The sequence below is a fragment of the Bacillus jepli genome (assembly GCF_047238305.1).
GTDB lineage: Bacteria > Bacillota > Bacilli > Bacillales > Bacillaceae_L > Ferdinandcohnia.
Genome location: NZ_JBDFMO010000001.1, coordinates 4625351 through 4643090, shown reverse-complemented (window position 1 = coordinate 4643090; position 17740 = coordinate 4625351). Strand labels below are relative to the sequence as shown.

The following is a 17740-nucleotide window of genomic DNA, read 5'->3' as shown; positions in this document are numbered from 1 at the left end:
TTCTATTTTCATTATATTATAGAATCTTAGTTCTTACATCTAACTTTTTCCAAAAGCAAGCAAAAGACAATGCAAAAATACTTTTGGTTATTGAACTTAGAAGCTTTGTGCCAAGAATGGCTAAGGCTTCTTTTTGTTGGAGTTTCCCACTATGGTAGGTTAGTTCTACAAATGGTTGGGTATTTATGGTAATCTTATTTAAGGATAGTGTTTTTAAGGGGGCGATGATTTATTAAAAGAAGCATAGGAATGGCTTTATTTATAGTTTCATTTGTTGGATTAATTGAAAATAAATTATTACTTCAAAAAAATAACTAAAACTATAACAGAAATCATTTACTTGTGAAGAAGTTCCCCTAATAATGGCGATTTCATTAACGGAGTAGGGTTATTAAAAAAGTGGTATTTCTATAAAACTACTTAAGGAATTTTCACTTAATGTTAAGTTTTGGTATGGTTTTCAAGGCGGAGGATTTGAAAATGAAAAATAATAGAAAATTTTTAATGGTGATGTTTACAGTATTATTCGTTATATTGGCTGCTTGTGGAAACTCCTCTGATGAGTTAAACGCTAATGTAAACACCGATTCATCGAATAACAACTCAACTCATCGTACAGATGACGACCCATCAAATAAAGACTTAACAGATATAGAAACAGATACAACAGAAAACTCTAATAGCTCGACATCCACCCAAAAACAAGAGGACATGAAAAATAATTCAAATACTACTAAAAATAGTGGACTACATGTTGATGATAAGAACGACAAAGAGACACTATCCCGGTATTCAAGTGAACAAATCGAATATGCTCGTGTTTGGTTGCAACTTGGACCAAATCAAGATATTTCTGATCTAGTTGTTACACATATTCCAAAGGGCACTCCACTTAATCCTGGCGATGAAGCCGATGTTAGCTATCCAGAGGATGTTATCCAGTTAACAGGTTCTCGTATAGTAGATGGAATAGTAACATATAGTGGAAATGGGGATGGTACGATCAATGTATACAACGTTCCATTACGTTGGTATGGAGGATTGTCTCGTCCTGATAATGTAAGCGTAGACGAAATTCGTGAAGAAATGAAGGATATTATTAAAAATACGAAGCTAGTGTACGTTGAGACAGGTGACGAGGAGAAAGTCATAGAATTAATCAAATTGCTCAATGTGGATTATTAAGCAAAAGTTGCATTATCTAAACAGCGGTAATGCAACCTTCTTCTTCGAGTAAAGGTGCAGAATTACTTGAAGAAGATAATTCCAATAAATTGACCAGTATACAACGTTAAAGAAATGCTGTGATGGGGGTACCATATGTATGTTTTACCAAAAGGTTTATTTGAAGAACTATTTGCCCCAATAAAAAACGGCTTTTTTATTGGAATTGCAATAATCATTTTATTCCTTTTTTTTATGATGGTAAAAGGCAATAAAAAGCCTTATGTATTGCTAATTTTTCATTTTATATTTCTTGCAATTGCAGGATATTTATTTTTTGATGCGTTAAATCCGGCAGTAAATCCAGAATTACCACAGTCAGTAATATTTAATGAAGTTAAAATTCGTTTTACAATTACAGGAGTTGCTTGGATTATAAGCATGATTTTTTTAGTTATCGGTATTAAACAATTCAAAAGTAAAATAAAAGATTAGTAATTCAACGAAAGGGTGCTATTGCAAAACAAGAGCAGTCCCTTTTTTTTGCTAAATTGTAGGTGGTGAGAAGATGTTAAAAAAGTCAATTTTTCCTTTGGTTTATTTAGGTGAATGGTTTTTATTATATTATGTTCTTATCTTTGTTTTTATTTTCAATATGACTTATTTAGCCAATATGGTTTTTATAGATATGCCCTGGGATGAACCGAATACTCTCCCTTTTCTTAAGTCTCTGCTTATCATATTAGGAATAGGTATTATCTGTTTCTTGTATATTAAGTATTTAACAGGTAGAAGTACATATAAAAAAATCAAGGAAGTCATTTGGGGTATTTTGTTCGGAGCAAACACTTTAAGTTGCATTCTTTGGTTGGGGCTTAGTTTTTCGTTTGAATTGCCAAACGTTGACCGAATTTTACTATTAATAGTTATTTTTGTTAGTGCTTTTTTAACAGTTCAGGTTATCAAAAAATTCCGTAATGAAAATTATAAAGCCCCATATTAATTTTTTTTTAAAAAGATAGTTGAGTATTGATTTAAATGCGGTTTAATAAATTCATAGTTTTATGGAACATTTTTGGACTCTGGTACGCCTTTACTATAAAACAAAATAAAGGAGTAATTAGAACTATGAAAAAATGGTTGTACTTGTTAACATTCCTTTTTATTTTTTCTATTGTCTATCTTTTGAACGTTGATAAGGTGCAGGCGGAAAGAGGAGTTATAGACTTTGATAAAACCAACCTACCAGCGCTTGAACATATGCCGAAGTTACCACCTATCAGTGAACCATTAGTCCCCAATGATGGAGCAGCAGGAGAAATAATCATACAAGCAACAGACTATATCAAATCAGCACAAGTGTCCATCTATAATAACCGGAGTTCACTTAAAATTTCCGGACAAACTGATAGCTATACGAATGCTGATAAAATTACAACAACCTTGTATTTGCAAGTGTGGGATTCCTCAAGGTCTAGGTGGGTTGATTATAGTAGTGGGAAAGAATTTGTGAAATATGGTACCAATTATTTGTATAATTTTGTAGAATATATTGCCCCAAAGGGATATTATTATCGTACCAGGGGAGTTCATAAGGTTACAATGGGTAGCATAACGGAAACATTTAATAGTGTTTCAACCTCCATTTATTATTTTTAATAAGGAAATGAAAAAGCTAACTCCAATAGTTCTATGTGACTATTAAAGTTAGCTTTTTCTTATTGCATAGAGTCTGCTATCGAGATTAACTCTTCTCCGGGTAGACTTCCGCTAATTATTATTCTGGTCTTCAAATGATTAAAGATTAGCCTACTTGTATGATCCTTAAATGTTAAAAGGGTGGCTTTTTCGCCTTTAATTGTAATCGTTTCTACCTTGGTATCTTCATTATCAATTAGTAAAGTATTACCCATGTCCTCCGCTCCACCAATTTGTTGGATCATGAGTTGGTTGCCGTAATTTAATATAATATCATTACTTGTATCATTTTCCCCGTAAACAACAGTGACATCTAAAAGTTCGTATCCTTCTGGTAAAAAAGTGGGGGTTAATATGTGGAATTTGGCCACTTTTTGTGCTTCAGATAAACTCATTTTTTCTTCTTTTGTTAGAGTACCAATTTCTTGTAAAGAATTAGCAGAAGGGAGTGGGAGACTATTTGACTCGCCTGTACTAATTGAATCTTCTATTTGCGTAATAGTTCCATTATCCTTTTGAAAATATTTAGTGATCCAACCAAAGGCATTACCTTGGCTCTTTTCAAATGATAATGTCCCAACAATAAATGCTATTAATATGGAGGCTGCAACTAAGCCAGGTTTAAAAAACACTTTTTTCTTTTTATTTTCTTTTAATCCCTGCTGTATGTGTAACCATGTTTCCTCTTTCGAAGACGGGGGCAAGGGGGCATTTTTATATTCAGATTTCATTGATTCCCTCAGAATATCATGCTTTAAAGAATCGTCGTTTTTCATAATACTTCACCATCCATCTGCTGGGAAAAATTCTTGCCAATTAATATTTTTCTCAGCTCTTTTTTAGCGCGAAATATTCTAGATTTCACCGTACCTTCTTTAAGATTGAGTAACTCCGCTATTTCCTTCTCTTTTAATTCATGTATGTATTTTAATAGCAGTATCTCTCGATGCTCTACACTAATCTCAGAAAGAACTTCTCCTACTTCTTTTAACATGAGCTTTACTTCAACTTCCATTTCAACGGGATTGGAATGGTTATTTTTATCTTGTTCTAAATAGACGTCTTCTGTAGGGATTCCGTTCCATACTTTTTGTTTGCGAATTAAGTCAATAGCAGTCCTAGATGCAATAGTAGATAACCAAGCACCCATTTTTGATCTATCTCTTAAACTATCTAAATCTCTAAATGCTTTCATAAAAGTATCTTGAACAACATCCTGAGCTAAATATGGATCTCGAGTAATAAAATAAGCATCGTGGTAGACCCGATCATAAAATAAATCGTAAATTAGGCGGTATTCATCTTCTGAAGGTTCCTTCTTGGCGAAAAGCTTTTTTAACATGCAACCATACCTTCCTTACTATATATTCGTAAAAACATTGTAAAAATGGGTTTATTTTACTTTTTATAATAACATACCTCTAATGGAATTGAGGTATAAACGAAACCTTTTTTCTGTACTTTTATAAATAATAGGGGGTTAAGAACGCATTTTTTATCTATAAGAGTTAACAACGAACGCAAAAGGTTAAATCATAATTAAATAGATGAAACATTTTATAGTGTCTATCGTATATAAATTATGCTAGGTTACCATTTCAGAAAAAATGAAAAGTATATTCATTTTACAGCGGGGGATTGAGTATGGACATTATGACTGTATTAGGCGTAACGGTAATCACGGGAGTATTAAGTATTATGGCTTTCTACTTTTCATTTTCTAAGAAAGCAGAAGGGTTTTATGAGGAAACAAATGAAAGTTCAGATACAACAGGCTTTTTTCTAATAATTGGTTGGATTTTAATGGGGCTTCATAAACTATATAAAATAACTTTTGGGAGTCATCATATTTTAGCCTTAAGAATAACGTTGTTCATTTTCGGAGCTGCATTTATGGTGATGTGTGTAGGTATTTGGTTTTTGGTTTAATGAATTGATAACCCTATTTAATAAATTGAACGAATAAAATAGTTAGGAGATATGAGATGAAACCACGAATTTCAGTTATCACATTGGGTGTAGATGATTTGGAAAGGTCTTTGACATTCTACAGGGACGGACTTGGGCTACCAACAACAGGAATAGTTGGTCAGGAATTTGAGCACGGTGCTGTTGCATTTTTCGATTTGCAATCAGGATTGAAACTCGCCATTTGGAATCGGAAGGATATCGCTCATGACACAGGTATAGAACAGACTCCAATAAGTCCAACTGAATTCACGATTGGTCATAATGTGGGGAGTAAAGCAGAGGTCGATACTGTAATGGAACAGGCAAGGAAGGCTGGTGCAACTATTACAGTTCCAGCACACGAGACCTTTTGGGGAGGGTATTCTGGATACTTCCAAGACCCAGACGGACATTTGTGGGAAGTAGTTTGGAATCCAGAATGGGAATTTAGCGAGTAAAGTTGAAAATATGACGTTCTTCAACGAGTGCGATTGCTGACAAGGCAGTCGTTTTTTTATGTGAATGAAGCAGGAAATTCAATTGAATATATGGAATATTATGTTAAAAAGGATTGCGTATTGAGAGGGGAAAACTAGATGAATATTTTTATTATGTTACCCGCAATAGTACTAATGATAGGTTTATATTTCATTACAATCGGCTTGTGGGAACTAAGAGCAGGTGTAGATCGGAAAAAATACGTTACCTACATGTTTACAGGTTTAGTTTTAGTTTTGCTTGTTCCAACATTATTTGGTCCTCTTTTAATGATGTTTTCGAACTAGCATGGCTAACTTTTAATTCTGATGCATGGTAAAGCCCCACCGTATAAAGTGACGGATTTCGTTATCGATAAGAAATAGACTAGCTTTTTTGATATAAAGCTAGTCTTTTATATTCTCTTAGATTTTTGGGGTGGATGTGATGATTCTAATCTGAACATGAATCATCATCGTGTTTATCTTCACAACATTGAGTAAACGACTCATCTGGACACTCGCCTTGAATGGGAATGCATGGGTTAAAATTCAGATTATCGAGATTTTCGTATGGTCTCATCATCTCGTGATCTTCGTGTTCAAGGATGTGGCAGTGCCATGGGTAAATTCCTGTAAATGGCCCAAAACGTGCAATGATACGGGTAACCTCACCAGGATTGGCGCGAACGGTATCCTTCCATCCCGTTTCACTTGGATCCAGTGGTAGTGGCGTCGGGTCAATGGTCGGATTTTCTGGATTACCGGAAAAACTATGACAACTCAATATTTGGAAAGTAACAAGGTGCAAGTGAATCGGATGAGTGTCCAGTGTAGTATTGTAAAGCTCCCAAACTTCTATAGTCCCATTATATGGGGTTTCTGTTATTGGAGGTTGATCCCAATTCATTCCATTGGCGCGGTCTGGATATGCTGGATTCACCGATCCTAATAAAAGTTTTAGCCGTCCAAATTCATCCGTTGTTTCCACTAAAGTAGTTTTTCGTACCGTAACAGCTTTAGTTTGATCAAGTCTCTCAAAGCAGCTTAGCTTTTTTGGAACTTTACTTTTGTCAGGTTTGGATAGTTTTTGTTTGACGCGAAACTCCATAATCTGCGTAAGGTCTGGAGATGGTAGAGTGCCATTAGGGAACGGTGATGGTGCATCATTTGTTAAGATAATACGTTGGCCACTATGTCTTGAAAAATCAACAATAACATCCACACGTTCAGCTGGTGCAAGGGTGATATGGGACACGTTTTCTATCTTCTTTTCCAATAGTCCGCCATCCGTGCCAATTAAAGTGAACTTTAGATTTGAGGAACTAAAGTTAATGCCGTAAAAACGAGCATTGGAACCATTAAGGATGCGGAACCGGTATTTTCGTGGCTCAACTTCAAGGAAAGGCCACACTTTTCCATTGACTAGGATGGTATTACCAAAGAATTCAGGGACAACAGATGGATTTGGTATTGTCGTGTCTATTGGTAAAAGAGGCGGCTGTGGTGCAGGAGGCGGTTCCTGGCCAGGCTGGGATGGATAGAACAGCTCACCAAACTGTTCGCTGTTTGGATCAAGATTAAACGAGCGATCCTGAATGACCAATGGAATTTCAAATTTTCCACTAGGCAGGTGCAATTCTTCCTCTTCTTCATCTCGAAGGATATAAAAGCCAGCGAGCCCTGCATAAACGTTCAAACGAGTGATTCCAAGGGCGTGATCATGATACCAAAGCGTTGTAGCCCGTTGACAGTTTGGATAATGGTAGACTTCTTTCACGAATTTCAGACCTGTATTTTTAAAATCTCGTGTAAACCACGCTTCAGGATACCCATCATTTTCCGGTCGAACCCGACCTCCATGCAAGTGTACAACCGTCCTAACAGATGGGGTATCCGGATCTGAACCATGAAGAGTTCGATCAACAGGCAGCAGGTGTTCATAGGGTAACTCATTTTTCCACTTAACTAAAATAGGTTCATTTCTTCTTGCTTCGAATGTAGGTCCCGGATACAAACCGTTGTAACCCCAGACAGTAGTTGCTGGCAAATCACGATGTAACTTTTGTTTAACTTGTTTCATGGTTACTTCATAGAAAGGGATGTCATCAGATTTATCTTTTGGTTTTAAAATAGATGGAATAGGTAATGCATCTACAAACTTCCTTAAAGACATATAAATCTGCTCCTTTGAAAAAATAAAATAAACTTTCATACCTAGTATATGAATGTGATTAGGAAAAGCATGGACACCTGAAGGAAGGCAGGAGTGGAATTAAAATGTTGTACTCGGGTGCATGCCCATGGTACGTAAACATTACAGTATTGGGGATGACACCCTTTTTTTATGGTCAAAAATGCTTGGTATATAAATATACTGCTTACTTTTCTTTACTATGACACGTTGTCATATTTTTGTTGACAAATGACACGGTGTCATATAATGTTTTGTTGTGATGTGACACAGTGTCATGATGTTGGATCGGAGTTTTGTATTGGATATGATATAGATGAGATGGAAATAATGTACGTTAATAGAAAAAAAGAGATTAGTTGGGAAAGAGGACTCAAAATGGGTACAATGGCCAAGCAAAGAAGAAAGAATAGGCTTAAAAAGGTATTACGCGCAATAGCCGTTATAATCGGGGCATTTATAACAGCATATGGACTGGAGGCAATCTTAATTCCAAACAACGTCTCAGATGGCGGTGTGACTGGTCTAAGTATTGTGGGTTCAAAACTTATGGGAATACCTCTAGGAATCTTGATTGCTGTGCTAAATATCCCTTTCATATTTTTAGGATATAAACAAATAGGGAAAAGTTTTGCAATTTATTCTGTTATCGGCATTGCTTCATTAGCTTATGGGACAAGCATTATGCACCACATTCCAACCATTATACAAGGAGATACACTGTTGGTAACTGTTGTTGGTGGTATTATTATCGGTTTCGGTATGGGAGTCGCATTACGTAATGGTGGTGCATTAGATGGCATTGATATGTTAGCCGTATTACTATCCCGGAAATTACCTTTTGGAACAAGTGACCTGATTTTATTCTTAAACTTATTTGTTTTTATTGTAGTTTCAACCGTTTTTGGATTACAAGGGGCTTTCTTATCAGGAATTGCTTATTTTATAGCGTCTAAGGTGATTCATACTGTGGAGGAAGGTTTAAGTGGTTCTAAAACCTATAAAGTTATCACAAGTCAACCCGAATTAATGGTAGAAACAATACGTGATCGTTTAGGTCGAAGTGCAACCTACAATATAGTTGAAGGCGGTTATTCAAATGAGCAATTCAAAGAAATTACTTGTATTATTAACCGTTTAGAGGACAGTAAAATGAAAGAAATTATTTATGAAATAGACAAACAGGCCTTTGTTGTTGTATATGACGTTTCGGAAGTTAAGGGAGGTAGTTTTAAGAAAAGAGATATACATTAACAACAATTCTTTCTTTATCTTATTAGATCTACTATGTAATAAGGGTTAGTCCCCCGATGCTTTTACAAACGAGGACTAACTCTTTTTATTGTATGAAAAATGTAGTGTAGCCCCATTTGGGACGAGGGACCTGTCCCTCTGTCCCATTTATAAAAACATCTTTTCTAATTCGAGTGGTTCGACGTATTGGCCGTCTTTGTAGGCTCGCATGTTTCCGCCAGAGATTTCATCGATGAGAACGATTTGTCTGTTTTCGCCCGTACGTCCAAATTCGAATTTGATATCATATAGCTCAATACCCTTCTTCGCAAGCTCGTCCTTGACGATCCCTGCAATTTGTTGGGTAAGGCTTTTTAATACTTGATATTCTTCTTTAGACAAGATGCCCAGCATGTCCAAAGCGTCTTCACTGATTGGAGGATCTCCACGACCGTCATCTTTTAAGGTTACTTCCACAAAAGCATCCAAGGCTTGTCCTTCTTCAGCGTATAAGCCATATCGGCGTAGAAAGCTACCGACAGCACGGTATCTACAAATGACTTCAAGCCCTTTACCGAATACTTCAGCCGGTTTGACTGTCATAGTTGCTTGTTCGATATCAGCGTCAATATAGTGAGTTGGAATCCCTTTTTCATTTAAGCGTTCAAAAAAGTATTTTGTTAGTTTTAATCCAGCACGACCTGCACCTTCAATGGTTAAACCAACTGTATTTGCACCTGGATCAAAAACCCCATCAACGCCTGTGACATCGTCTTTAAATTGTAGTAAGTAATTTCCGTTCGGTAACTCATAGACATCTTTTGTTTTACCTGTGTACTTTAACTCCATGTCAATCCTCCTATGCGAATTCAATTACATAATAATCATAAATTTAAAATTATTATTGAACAAGAGTTAATTCCAAAGTGTAACGCTTACACAAAAAAATATGTTTGTCGATACATCCTTTGTCTATTTCTGTTGATTAATGTATAATTACCTGAATTTTCGAAAAAGATATTAAGTTTAAGAAGGATATAAAGGATATCGATAGAATATATGTGGTAAGGGGAGGGTGATATGATGAATCAATTTACAGATGTATTGGATGAAAAAACATTTGCAGGTTATCCACAGCAACCACATGGTGGCAAATTGGTGAATCGTGTTCTTGCGGGGAAAGAGCAAGAGGAAGCGATGGAAAGGGCCAAGCAGTTACCGATGATTATGGTGGATTTGGAGGCTGTCATAACACTTGAAATGATTGCAACTGGGGTATTGTCTCCTAACGAAGGCTTTATGGATGAGGAAGATTATAAGTCTGTTTTGACAAAAGGCCGCTTGAAAAGTGGGGTCGTATGGCCGGTGCCACTCAGCTTCGCACCAACTGGTGACCGGAACGCGCAGATTATTAAGACATTATCAGTAGGGGATGAGGTTGCTCTCGCTGATGAAACAAGAGTGCCTGTTGCCATACTTAAATTGACGGATATTTTTCACTATGATCGTGAATTCCGTGCAAACCATGTGTTCGGCACAACTGACCGTAACCACCCAGGTGTAGATTCAATCTATCGTCGAATGGGTGATACAGCCTTGGCTGGACCAATCACATTGCTCCGTCGAGCCCACTGGGGGCCATTTGAAGAGATTCGAATGGAGCCTAAGGATACTTGGAAGCTATTTTATGAGACGAAGAAGTTTAAGTCGGTTGGAGGATTTATTACAGGGGCCAATCCTTTACACCGCGGACACGAGTATATTCATCGAAATGCATTAGAAGAGTTAGAAGGTTTATTTGTTCAGCCACTTGTAGAAATGGCAAAGCGTGAATATACACGACATGAGTTCCGGGTATTGTCCTACCGCAGTGTGCTAGATACATATTATCCAAAGGAAAGGACAATTCTAGCACCATTACGTGTTACCTATATTTTTGCGGGACCACGTGAGGCTGTCCTTCATGCATTGATTATGAAAAACTACGGATGTACACATGCCCTAATTGGACGAGACCACGCCGGTATTGGTGATTATTATGACAAATATGCGAGCCATACAATTTTTGACGAATTTACACCAGCAGAATTAGGAATTGATATTCGTCTGTTTCACGAAGTGTTTTATTGTACACGTTGTAGTGCGCAAGCAACCGAACAAACATGTCCACATGATGAGCAGTATCGGATTAATATTTCGGGGACAGGCATTCGCGAGCTGTTGCGGTATGGTGTGTTACCACCAAAGGAAATTGTGAGACCAGAATCAGCTCGAATTGCGATGCAGGGCGTGCAGCCAAAGGGTGTAGATGAGAATCAAATGGCAATCTCACCAGTCGGGAAAACGATAAAAAGTATTTTCCCATATTATTTAACGAGGTCAGGAATCGGTGGTCCAAAACGTAGAACTCCTCTTGAGGTTGAGGAGCTTACGATTGAAGATTTAGAGAATGCTATCTTGGATGCCCGTGAAAATGCGGATAAGATTTATAAAGATATTTTCAAAGAGTTTAGTTATGTATCAGACACCCTTCGTACCGCACAGCCTGATTGGGTGGCATCTGCGAGGGAATCCATTCATCGACAACAAGAGATGGTGGTTGATTATTTAGAAGAAAAGGTGGATAAAGCACTGGATCAAGCTTCAGACGAATTCATGTACCAGGATAAGTCGGAAGCGGAGCGTGAACTAGAAGTGGCTAAGAAAATCTTTGATGATATTCCCGCACCACTACGTTCAGACGATCTAAAATACCGGATATGGAACCCACTGCCATACAAGCGATACAGAGGCAGTGACGAGTAATATAAAAAATCACTCACAATTTGTGAGTGATTTTTGCTTACTTATAAGTAATCTTTACGTAATTCCTCTGGTAACTTAGGAGAGATATAGCTTGGCGCTACATCAAATACTGTTTTTGCACCAAATTGTTTTTCTTGGCTAAGGCGGTAAGCAGCTCTTGCATATGCAACCAATACAGCCGAAGTAAACTCAGGATTACTATCTAGTTTTAAAGAGAACTCGTAAATTTGTTTAGTGCCTTCACTTGTTTCTCCACCGCGAATCACAAACCCACCATGTGGAGATTTAGAGTGGTCACGATTTAATTCGTCTTCAGAAATAAAGTTCACTTCTGTCTCATAATCCGCGAAGTAGTTTGGCATTGTTTTAATTTCATTTTCAATAGCAGCTTTGTCAGCACCTTCTTCTGCAACCACATAGCAAACACGACGGTGTTTTTCAGCAGTTGTTAGTTCTGGATTTGAACCACTGCGAACTTTTTCCATTGCATCCTCAGAAGGAATTGTATATTGGACACCGTTTTTAACACCTTCGACACGTCTAATTGCATCAGAGTGCCCTTGGCTTAGACCTTTGCCCCAGAATGTATAGTTTTCACCATTTGGTAAAATGGCATCCGCCATCACACGGTTGATTGAGAATAGACCTGGATCCCAACCTACTGAGATAATAGCTGTTGTATTTTTTGCAGCTTCATTTACAGATTGGTAAAATTCAGGAATCTTTGCGTGTGTATCAAAACTATCTACAGTATTGAACATGCTAGCAAATTGTGGAGTTTGTTCAGGTAGATCCGTAGCAGAACCACCACAAAGGAGCATGACATCAATTTTACCTTGATAATCACTTGCATTTGAAATATGTTCAGCTTTTACATTTGCATCCTCAAGCTTTAGGCTTTCTGGGGCTCTTCTAGTAAAAACAGCAACTAATTCCATGTCAGGAGATTGTTTAATAGCTTTAATTGCGCCTTTTCCAAGATTACCGTAACCTACGATACCTAGTCTAATTTTGTTGCTCATATACATTTCTCCTTTACTTCAATTACTCTCAAAAAAATACGGTCAAACCTAAAGTTCCCAATTTTTCGGGTCGCTCTTTTTAAGATTTTTTTGATAATACTTATAATAATAGAAACTGCTCCATATGCCAAATATTTTCTTCGTGCTTCGAAAAAGTTTTTTCATCGGTAAACAAGATCATTATGTTTCTATCTCGACTATTCATTAAGCCCTGACTAAATACTTTTTAAAAATTCTTTGATATTTCTTTTTGCATTTTTTGTAGGAATTTACTCTGTGGATCTTCAATTGTATCTGGAATGTCAGATGAAAAACCAACAAGTGTAATAATTCCAATTAGCTCATTGAGATAGTTCAGAATCGGTAGAGCAACGGAAGACACTTCAGAGATCAAAGGCTCCTTTGCAAAAGCGATTTTTTCCTCCCGAATGGTTTGGGCTTCATCTAGATCTTCCATGATGGTCGATTGGTAATTTTCTTTCCATTTCTTTGTTTTATGCTGTTCGGCAAAAAGGTTGAAAATCTTTCCGGCCGCAGAATAGGGTGGTAGTAAGGTTCCAATCTCTGCACCGATATTTAAGATTTGATTGGAGCGGGTGATTTTTGCTATTACAGGTCCATTAAAGGTTGGTACCGAAAATAGTGCCGTATTGTTTGTATGGTCACTAATCGATTGTAAATAAGGCGAAATGATCGCAAGGACATCTTGATTGCCCATCGCCGTCATTCCGTACTGGATTAATTTTGAACCTAAGTGGTACAATCCGCTATTTTGGTCGCGAAAAATTAAATCATCTTGGACAAGGGTATTGATGTATTTATATAAATTGCTTTTTGTTATGTTTGTCTCCTCTTGGATTTCGGTAATCTTCAACGGCCTCTTCGCTTTCGCTATTGCATCTAAGATTGAAATTCCAATGCTTAAGGATTGAATGGTGTCTCTACTTTTCTTTGTTGTTTCCATATTGATCTCCTTTAATTATCTGTTAAATTAGGTAATTTAAATAATTTAGACATTGACTTTATGAAAAATTCTGACATATAATTATTATATATAGTATAACCGATTATCACAATAGTGGAAAATATATTTTTGAAGTAGGTGGTTTTACTGTAAAACATGATGCTCATTTTTCAATATAAATAGTGTGGAAATGTTTATTCACGAAAAAGATCTACACCGAAAATATCAACGAAAAGGGAGAATACAATGAAACTAATCACTTTTACGGCAAGCGGTTTTACAAGAATTGGAGCACTGACAGATGACAATAAAGTCATCGATCTAAATTATGCCTATCAAGCACAATTACAAAGTGAAGGAAAGTATCGCTTTAAGGAAATTGCAGAGGCGTTTGTTCCGGCAGAAATGGAAGCGTTTTTACAAGGCGGTAAAGAAAGCATTGAAATTGCAAAGAAAGCCGTTAATTATGCATTAGAGAATCCAACTACATATAGACATCAACTCATTTTTAATAAGGAAGACGTTAAAATCGAAGCACCATTGAATAGACCTGGGAAAATCTTTGCGGTTGGGCATAACTATCGTGAACATATTTTAGAGATGGGTCGTCAAATTCCAACACACCCAGTGTTGTTTGCAAAGTTTGCAAATACCATTATTGGCCCACAAGATGATATTCCATTCCAGCCGGTTTCAGAACAGCTGGATTATGAAGCGGAATTCGCATTTGTGATTGGAAAACGTGCGAAAAATGTTTCGGAAGAGGATGCTCTCGATTATGTAGCAGGGTATACCGTTGCAAATGATGTGACATATCGCGATATTCAACGACGCACCCTACAATGGCTTCAAGGTAAAACAGTAGATGGAAGTTTACCACTTGGTCCATGGTTAGTGACGGCAGATGAAATCAAAGATCCTCAACGTTTGGAAATGGTTTTAACCGTTAATGGTGAAGAGCGACAACGAACAAACACAGCAAACCAAGTTTTTACTGTAAAACGGTTAGTTTCCTTTTTATCACAATTAGTAACATTAGAGCCGGGTGATCTTGTGATTACTGGAACTCCTGGTGGTGTCGTTCAAGCAATGGAACCTCAAGTTTGGTTGAAGGACGGCGATGTTGTCCGCGTCGAAATTGAGCAAGTCGGCGTGTTAGAAAACACTGTTAGGAAAACGAGGGAGGAATAGGAACATGACGAAAAAAAATATCACTTCTGTGAATGAATCGATTGATAGAATCATAGAAACAGTGAAAGGTTTATCAGAAGAAACCATTCGTTGGCACCCAACAAAAGATGAATGGTCGATTATGCAGATCATGGCCCATATTGTTGAAGCCTTACCTTATTGGATCGAAGAAATTGAACTGCTTGTCGAAACACCAGGAAAAAAATGGGGTAGAAACCATCTCCATGAGGGGCGTTTAGAAGCGGTAAAGCCTGAAACAGTTGAGGCCATTTCTGTAGACGAAATGGTGAAGGAGCTTGAAAAGGTTAAACAAACAGTTCAGGCCGGAATCGAACATTTAACAGAAGAACAGCTCTCGGCAGAAGCAACAAGCGTAAATCCAAACTTCGGAACGAAACCATTGTCATTTATTATTGAACATTTGATTGACCAGCATGTGAACAAACATGAAGGTCAAATTAATCGTAATCTTTCCAAGTTAAGTAGTAAAAGTTCAAAATAAAAATGAATAGAGGAGAGGTTAAACATGGCTGAAAAAGCAAGTTATCTGAAGGATCAAGATGTAAAGGATTTTACGAAGGATATACAGCAGTACAATCTTGGCCCATTATGGGAAGCAATTCCGGAAGTAATGAATAAAACTCCAGAACCTCATGCACAAGCTTACTTATGGACAGGAGAATTGCTAGAAAAGAAGCTAATGGAAGCTGCTGAAATCTTTACTCCAGAACGTGGTGGGGAACGACGAGCTATTTATTTTCAAAACCCTGGGTTAACCTACCGTCAGCCTTGGGGACATGTTTCAACGACTCAAACCTTATATGCGGCCGTTCAGCTTTTATTACCTGGGGAACAAGCACCGTCACATCGCCATACACAAAGTGCGCTTCGTTTTATTACAGAAGGGGAGGGCGCTTATACGATTGTTCAAGGGGAACGAATTTTTATGGAAGAAGGGGACTTCCTCATCACGCCAAAAAATCTTTGGCATGGACACGGCCATCTTGGTAGTAAACGTATGATCTGGATGGATGCGTTAGATATTCCGACGATTTACAATCTTGGTGGTACATTCTTTGAGCCATATGCAGATGGTTTACAACAACCGAATGTTCCGGATAACTTCTCAGAGAAACGATATAGAGGCGGAATGGTACGTCCTGTTGGCGATGAAAAATATGATGTTGCACCACTTGCAAACTATAAATGGAGTCGTACCGTTGATGCGATAAAAGGGTTAATGGAATTTGATCCAAATCCAAACCATGGCTTTGCTGTCGACTATATTAACCCAACCACTGGAAAGTCAGCCAATCCAACGATGGGTACACGAATGCAGTTCCTTCCAAAAGGATTCAACACAAAATCACTTCGTCATACGCATTCGACCATTTATCATGCTTATAAAGGTTCTGGCTATACGATTATTAATGGCGTCCGCTTTGATTGGAAGGCAGGCGACTATTTCGTTGTTCCAAACTGGGCATGGTATGAACATGTTTCTGCTGAGGATTCTTACCTCTTCTCAGTTAATGATCTTCCAATTATGGATCGCTTTGAATTAGAAAGAGAAGAACAATATGAGAAAAACAATGGACATCAAACAGTTACAGGAGAATTCAAACCGGATTTTAGATAAGGATGTTATAAAGGGGAAACAGCTTTGTTGTTTCCCTACTTATTTCACTAGTGAGGAGAGGACAAATATGACAAACAGCAAACAAAATCCAATTATCGTCGTTGGTGGAGGAATAGGCGGGTTGGCAACAGCACTTGGACTTGCTCAAGCCGATAAATATGTGAAAGTGTTAGAACAAGCTCCAGAATTTGGGGAAGTAGGGGCTGGAATTCAGCTTGCTGCAAATGCAACGAATGTACTACAAAAACTAGGTGTAATGGATAGAATCAGTGAGTATGCTGTTTTTCCAAAACGTTTAGTATTAATGGATGCGTTTACAGGTGAAGAGTTATCTGCACTTGACATCGATCAAGTCTATCGTGAAAGATATGGTGCACCTTATATTGTCTTGCATCGGACGGACCTTCAAAAGGCTCTCCTTGATGCATGTGTTGCACATCCTAATGTAGAACTTCTTACAAATCAAGAAATCAAAACGGCAGCTGATAATGGTAACTCTGTAGAAGTATTTACGGCTGCTGGAGAATCCTTTACAGGTTCAGCCGTAATTGGTGCAGATGGGATTTGGTCGAAGACACGTAAATTATTTGTCGTGGATGAACCGATTTGCTCTGAATATGTAGCCTATCGTGGAGCGATTCCGATGGAAGAAGTAGCAAGTGCAAATGTAGGAGACCCAGAAGATGTGTATATGTTTATTGGACCAAACATGCACGTTGTCCAATATCCGGTAAGACGCGGAGAACTATACAACCAGGTCGTTGTATTTAAAAGTAACCAGTATCGAAAAGAAATTGAACATACAGACCAGTGGGGTACTCCAGAAGAAATGGACGAGGTATTCAAAGATACATGTGACCGAGTGAAGACAGCGATTTCGTACATCTCAAGACAAAGAAGATGGCCAATGTATGACCGTAATCCAATTGAAAACTGGACACAAGGCAACATTACCCTGATGGGGGATGCAGCCCATCCAATGCTTCAATACCTAGCGCAAGGGGCTTGTCAAGCATTAGAGGATGCAGGATACTTAGCTGATATGGTCAGAAAACACGGTGATAATTATCATCAAGCGTTTTTAGAATATCAAAAAGAACGTTTACCGCGCACTACCTATGTACAAACAAGTGCGAGAAACTGGGGAGAAATTATCCATACCACGAACCCTATCACAACATTGCTCCGCAACAAGATTCTAGAAAATCGTACAGACAAGGATTATAAGTACATTGATCAATACCATGGGTACAAGAAGGTTCTTGAAGAGGTTAATTAACAGGGACAAGGGGACAGGTACGTCGTCCCAAAACGAATAGTAAAGCAAAGATCCTCACAGTGTGTGAGGATTTTTTACTTTTCATCTTGGTTAATGGAGAAAGTCAAGATAGCGACTAATTCCTG

General features: G+C 37.7%; 19 protein-coding genes. 13 read left to right on the top strand and 6 right to left on the bottom strand.

Annotation, left to right across the window (positions count from 1 at the left end; translation table 11 throughout):
- Positions 1-480 precede the first annotated feature (480 nt).
- The 4 genes from ABC371_RS23570 (at position 481) to ABC371_RS23555 (ending at position 2823) form a co-directional block, all read left to right on the top strand.
- Positions 481-1185, top strand: a complete 705-nt coding sequence (locus ABC371_RS23570) for a hypothetical protein (RefSeq protein ID WP_412899042.1) — start codon at positions 481-483, stop codon at positions 1183-1185.
- Between the two features lie 135 nt (positions 1186-1320).
- Positions 1321-1659, top strand: coding sequence for a hypothetical protein (locus ABC371_RS23565; RefSeq protein WP_412899041.1), 339 nt, complete (start codon positions 1321-1323; stop codon positions 1657-1659).
- Positions 1660-1732: 73 nt separating this feature from the next.
- Complete coding sequence (locus ABC371_RS23560; protein ID WP_412899040.1) at positions 1733-2167, top strand: hypothetical protein; 435 nt, start codon at positions 1733-1735, stop codon at positions 2165-2167.
- 125 nt (positions 2168-2292) lie between these two features.
- On the top strand, positions 2293-2823 hold the full coding sequence (locus ABC371_RS23555) for a hypothetical protein (protein WP_412899039.1): 531 nt from the start codon (positions 2293-2295) through the stop codon (positions 2821-2823).
- A 59-nt stretch (positions 2824-2882) separates the two neighbouring features.
- On the opposite strand, the gene ABC371_RS23550 is transcribed toward ABC371_RS23555, so the two are convergent.
- Together ABC371_RS23550 and ABC371_RS23545 are read right to left on the bottom strand one after the other, a co-directional pair.
- The gene (locus ABC371_RS23550; RefSeq protein ID WP_412899038.1) at positions 2883-3638 is read right to left on the bottom strand and encodes a DUF4367 domain-containing protein; all 756 of its coding nucleotides are present in this window, start codon (positions 3636-3638) and stop codon (positions 2883-2885) included.
- A complete protein-coding gene (locus ABC371_RS23545; protein WP_412899037.1) occupies positions 3635-4204 on the bottom strand; it encodes an RNA polymerase sigma factor in 570 nt (189 codons plus the stop codon). The genes ABC371_RS23550 and ABC371_RS23545 overlap by 4 nt, the downstream gene beginning before the upstream one ends.
- A gap of 302 nt (positions 4205-4506) precedes the next feature.
- Here ABC371_RS23545 and ABC371_RS23540 point away from each other — a divergent pair, with 302 nt between their 5' ends.
- The 3 genes from ABC371_RS23540 (at position 4507) to ABC371_RS23530 (ending at position 5597) form a co-directional block, all read left to right on the top strand.
- On the top strand, positions 4507-4791 hold the full coding sequence (locus tag ABC371_RS23540; protein ID WP_412899036.1) for a hypothetical protein: 285 nt from the start codon (positions 4507-4509) through the stop codon (positions 4789-4791).
- A gap of 56 nt (positions 4792-4847) precedes the next feature.
- The gene (locus ABC371_RS23535; protein ID WP_412899035.1) at positions 4848-5270 is read left to right on the top strand and encodes a VOC family protein; all 423 of its coding nucleotides are present in this window, start codon (positions 4848-4850) and stop codon (positions 5268-5270) included.
- A gap of 138 nt (positions 5271-5408) precedes the next feature.
- Positions 5409-5597, top strand: coding sequence for a hypothetical protein (locus tag ABC371_RS23530; RefSeq protein WP_412899034.1), 189 nt, complete (start codon positions 5409-5411; stop codon positions 5595-5597).
- Positions 5598-5742: 145 nt separating this feature from the next.
- On the opposite strand, the gene ABC371_RS23525 is transcribed toward ABC371_RS23530, so the two are convergent.
- Positions 5743-7464: a multicopper oxidase family protein gene (locus ABC371_RS23525; RefSeq protein WP_412899033.1), complete on the bottom strand. Its 1722-nt coding sequence runs from the start codon at positions 7462-7464 to the stop codon at positions 5743-5745.
- A 405-nt stretch (positions 7465-7869) separates the two neighbouring features.
- Here ABC371_RS23525 and ABC371_RS23520 point away from each other — a divergent pair, with 405 nt between their 5' ends.
- On the top strand, positions 7870-8736 hold the full coding sequence (locus tag ABC371_RS23520) for a YitT family protein (protein WP_412899432.1): 867 nt from the start codon (positions 7870-7872) through the stop codon (positions 8734-8736).
- A 147-nt stretch (positions 8737-8883) separates the two neighbouring features.
- Here ABC371_RS23520 and ABC371_RS23515 read toward each other — a convergent pair whose 3' ends face one another.
- Positions 8884-9564 carry a phosphoribosylaminoimidazolesuccinocarboxamide synthase gene (locus ABC371_RS23515; protein ID WP_412899032.1) on the bottom strand — a complete coding sequence of 227 codons (681 nt, stop codon included), beginning with the start codon at positions 9562-9564 and terminating at the stop codon, positions 8884-8886.
- Positions 9565-9795: 231 nt separating this feature from the next.
- Here ABC371_RS23515 and ABC371_RS23510 point away from each other — a divergent pair, with 231 nt between their 5' ends.
- Positions 9796-11520, top strand: coding sequence for a sulfate adenylyltransferase (locus tag ABC371_RS23510; RefSeq protein WP_412899031.1), 1725 nt, complete (start codon positions 9796-9798; stop codon positions 11518-11520).
- A gap of 41 nt (positions 11521-11561) precedes the next feature.
- Here the strand turns inward: ABC371_RS23510 and ABC371_RS23505 are convergent, their stop codons facing one another.
- Entirely contained in the window at positions 11562-12542 is a 981-nt protein-coding gene (locus ABC371_RS23505; RefSeq protein WP_412899030.1) for a diaminopimelate dehydrogenase, read from the bottom strand.
- 226 nt (positions 12543-12768) lie between these two features.
- Positions 12769-13506, bottom strand: coding sequence for an IclR family transcriptional regulator (locus ABC371_RS23500; protein WP_412899029.1), 738 nt, complete (start codon positions 13504-13506; stop codon positions 12769-12771).
- Between the two features lie 246 nt (positions 13507-13752).
- Here ABC371_RS23500 and ABC371_RS23495 point away from each other — a divergent pair, with 246 nt between their 5' ends.
- The 4 genes from ABC371_RS23495 (at position 13753) to ABC371_RS23480 (ending at position 17615) form a co-directional block, all read left to right on the top strand.
- Positions 13753-14697, top strand: coding sequence for a fumarylacetoacetate hydrolase family protein (locus tag ABC371_RS23495; RefSeq protein WP_412899028.1), 945 nt, complete (start codon positions 13753-13755; stop codon positions 14695-14697).
- A gap of 4 nt (positions 14698-14701) precedes the next feature.
- Complete coding sequence (locus ABC371_RS23490) at positions 14702-15199, top strand: DinB family protein (RefSeq protein WP_412899027.1); 498 nt, start codon at positions 14702-14704, stop codon at positions 15197-15199.
- Positions 15200-15223: 24 nt separating this feature from the next.
- Positions 15224-16336, top strand: coding sequence for a cupin domain-containing protein (locus tag ABC371_RS23485; protein ID WP_412899026.1), 1113 nt, complete (start codon positions 15224-15226; stop codon positions 16334-16336).
- A 67-nt stretch (positions 16337-16403) separates the two neighbouring features.
- Positions 16404-17615, top strand: coding sequence for an FAD-dependent monooxygenase (locus ABC371_RS23480; RefSeq protein WP_412899025.1), 1212 nt, complete (start codon positions 16404-16406; stop codon positions 17613-17615).
- Positions 17616-17740 lie beyond the last annotated feature (125 nt).

Coding starts and splice junctions, on each gene's coding strand:
- ABC371_RS23565 (WP_412899041.1), top strand. CDS start 1,321: ATGTATGTTTTACCAAAAGGTTTATTTGAAGAACTATTTGCCCCAATA.
- ABC371_RS23570 (WP_412899042.1), top strand. CDS start 481: ATGAAAAATAATAGAAAATTTTTAATGGTGATGTTTACAGTATTATTC.
- ABC371_RS23550 (WP_412899038.1), bottom strand. CDS start 3,638: ATGAAAAACGACGATTCTTTAAAGCATGATATTCTGAGGGAATCAATG.
- ABC371_RS23560 (WP_412899040.1), top strand. CDS start 1,733: ATGTTAAAAAAGTCAATTTTTCCTTTGGTTTATTTAGGTGAATGGTTT.
- ABC371_RS23540 (WP_412899036.1), top strand. CDS start 4,507: ATGGACATTATGACTGTATTAGGCGTAACGGTAATCACGGGAGTATTA.
- ABC371_RS23500 (WP_412899029.1), bottom strand. CDS start 13,506: ATGGAAACAACAAAGAAAAGTAGAGACACCATTCAATCCTTAAGCATT.
- ABC371_RS23515 (WP_412899032.1), bottom strand. CDS start 9,564: ATGGAGTTAAAGTACACAGGTAAAACAAAAGATGTCTATGAGTTACCG.
- ABC371_RS23510 (WP_412899031.1), top strand. CDS start 9,796: ATGATGAATCAATTTACAGATGTATTGGATGAAAAAACATTTGCAGGT.
- ABC371_RS23535 (WP_412899035.1), top strand. CDS start 4,848: ATGAAACCACGAATTTCAGTTATCACATTGGGTGTAGATGATTTGGAA.
- ABC371_RS23530 (WP_412899034.1), top strand. CDS start 5,409: ATGAATATTTTTATTATGTTACCCGCAATAGTACTAATGATAGGTTTA.
- ABC371_RS23520 (WP_412899432.1), top strand. CDS start 7,870: ATGGCCAAGCAAAGAAGAAAGAATAGGCTTAAAAAGGTATTACGCGCA.
- ABC371_RS23525 (WP_412899033.1), bottom strand. CDS start 7,464: ATGTCTTTAAGGAAGTTTGTAGATGCATTACCTATTCCATCTATTTTA.
- ABC371_RS23495 (WP_412899028.1), top strand. CDS start 13,753: ATGAAACTAATCACTTTTACGGCAAGCGGTTTTACAAGAATTGGAGCA.
- ABC371_RS23505 (WP_412899030.1), bottom strand. CDS start 12,542: ATGAGCAACAAAATTAGACTAGGTATCGTAGGTTACGGTAATCTTGGA.
- ABC371_RS23545 (WP_412899037.1), bottom strand. CDS start 4,204: ATGTTAAAAAAGCTTTTCGCCAAGAAGGAACCTTCAGAAGATGAATAC.
- ABC371_RS23485 (WP_412899026.1), top strand. CDS start 15,224: ATGGCTGAAAAAGCAAGTTATCTGAAGGATCAAGATGTAAAGGATTTT.
- ABC371_RS23555 (WP_412899039.1), top strand. CDS start 2,293: ATGAAAAAATGGTTGTACTTGTTAACATTCCTTTTTATTTTTTCTATT.
- ABC371_RS23480 (WP_412899025.1), top strand. CDS start 16,404: ATGACAAACAGCAAACAAAATCCAATTATCGTCGTTGGTGGAGGAATA.
- ABC371_RS23490 (WP_412899027.1), top strand. CDS start 14,702: ATGACGAAAAAAAATATCACTTCTGTGAATGAATCGATTGATAGAATC.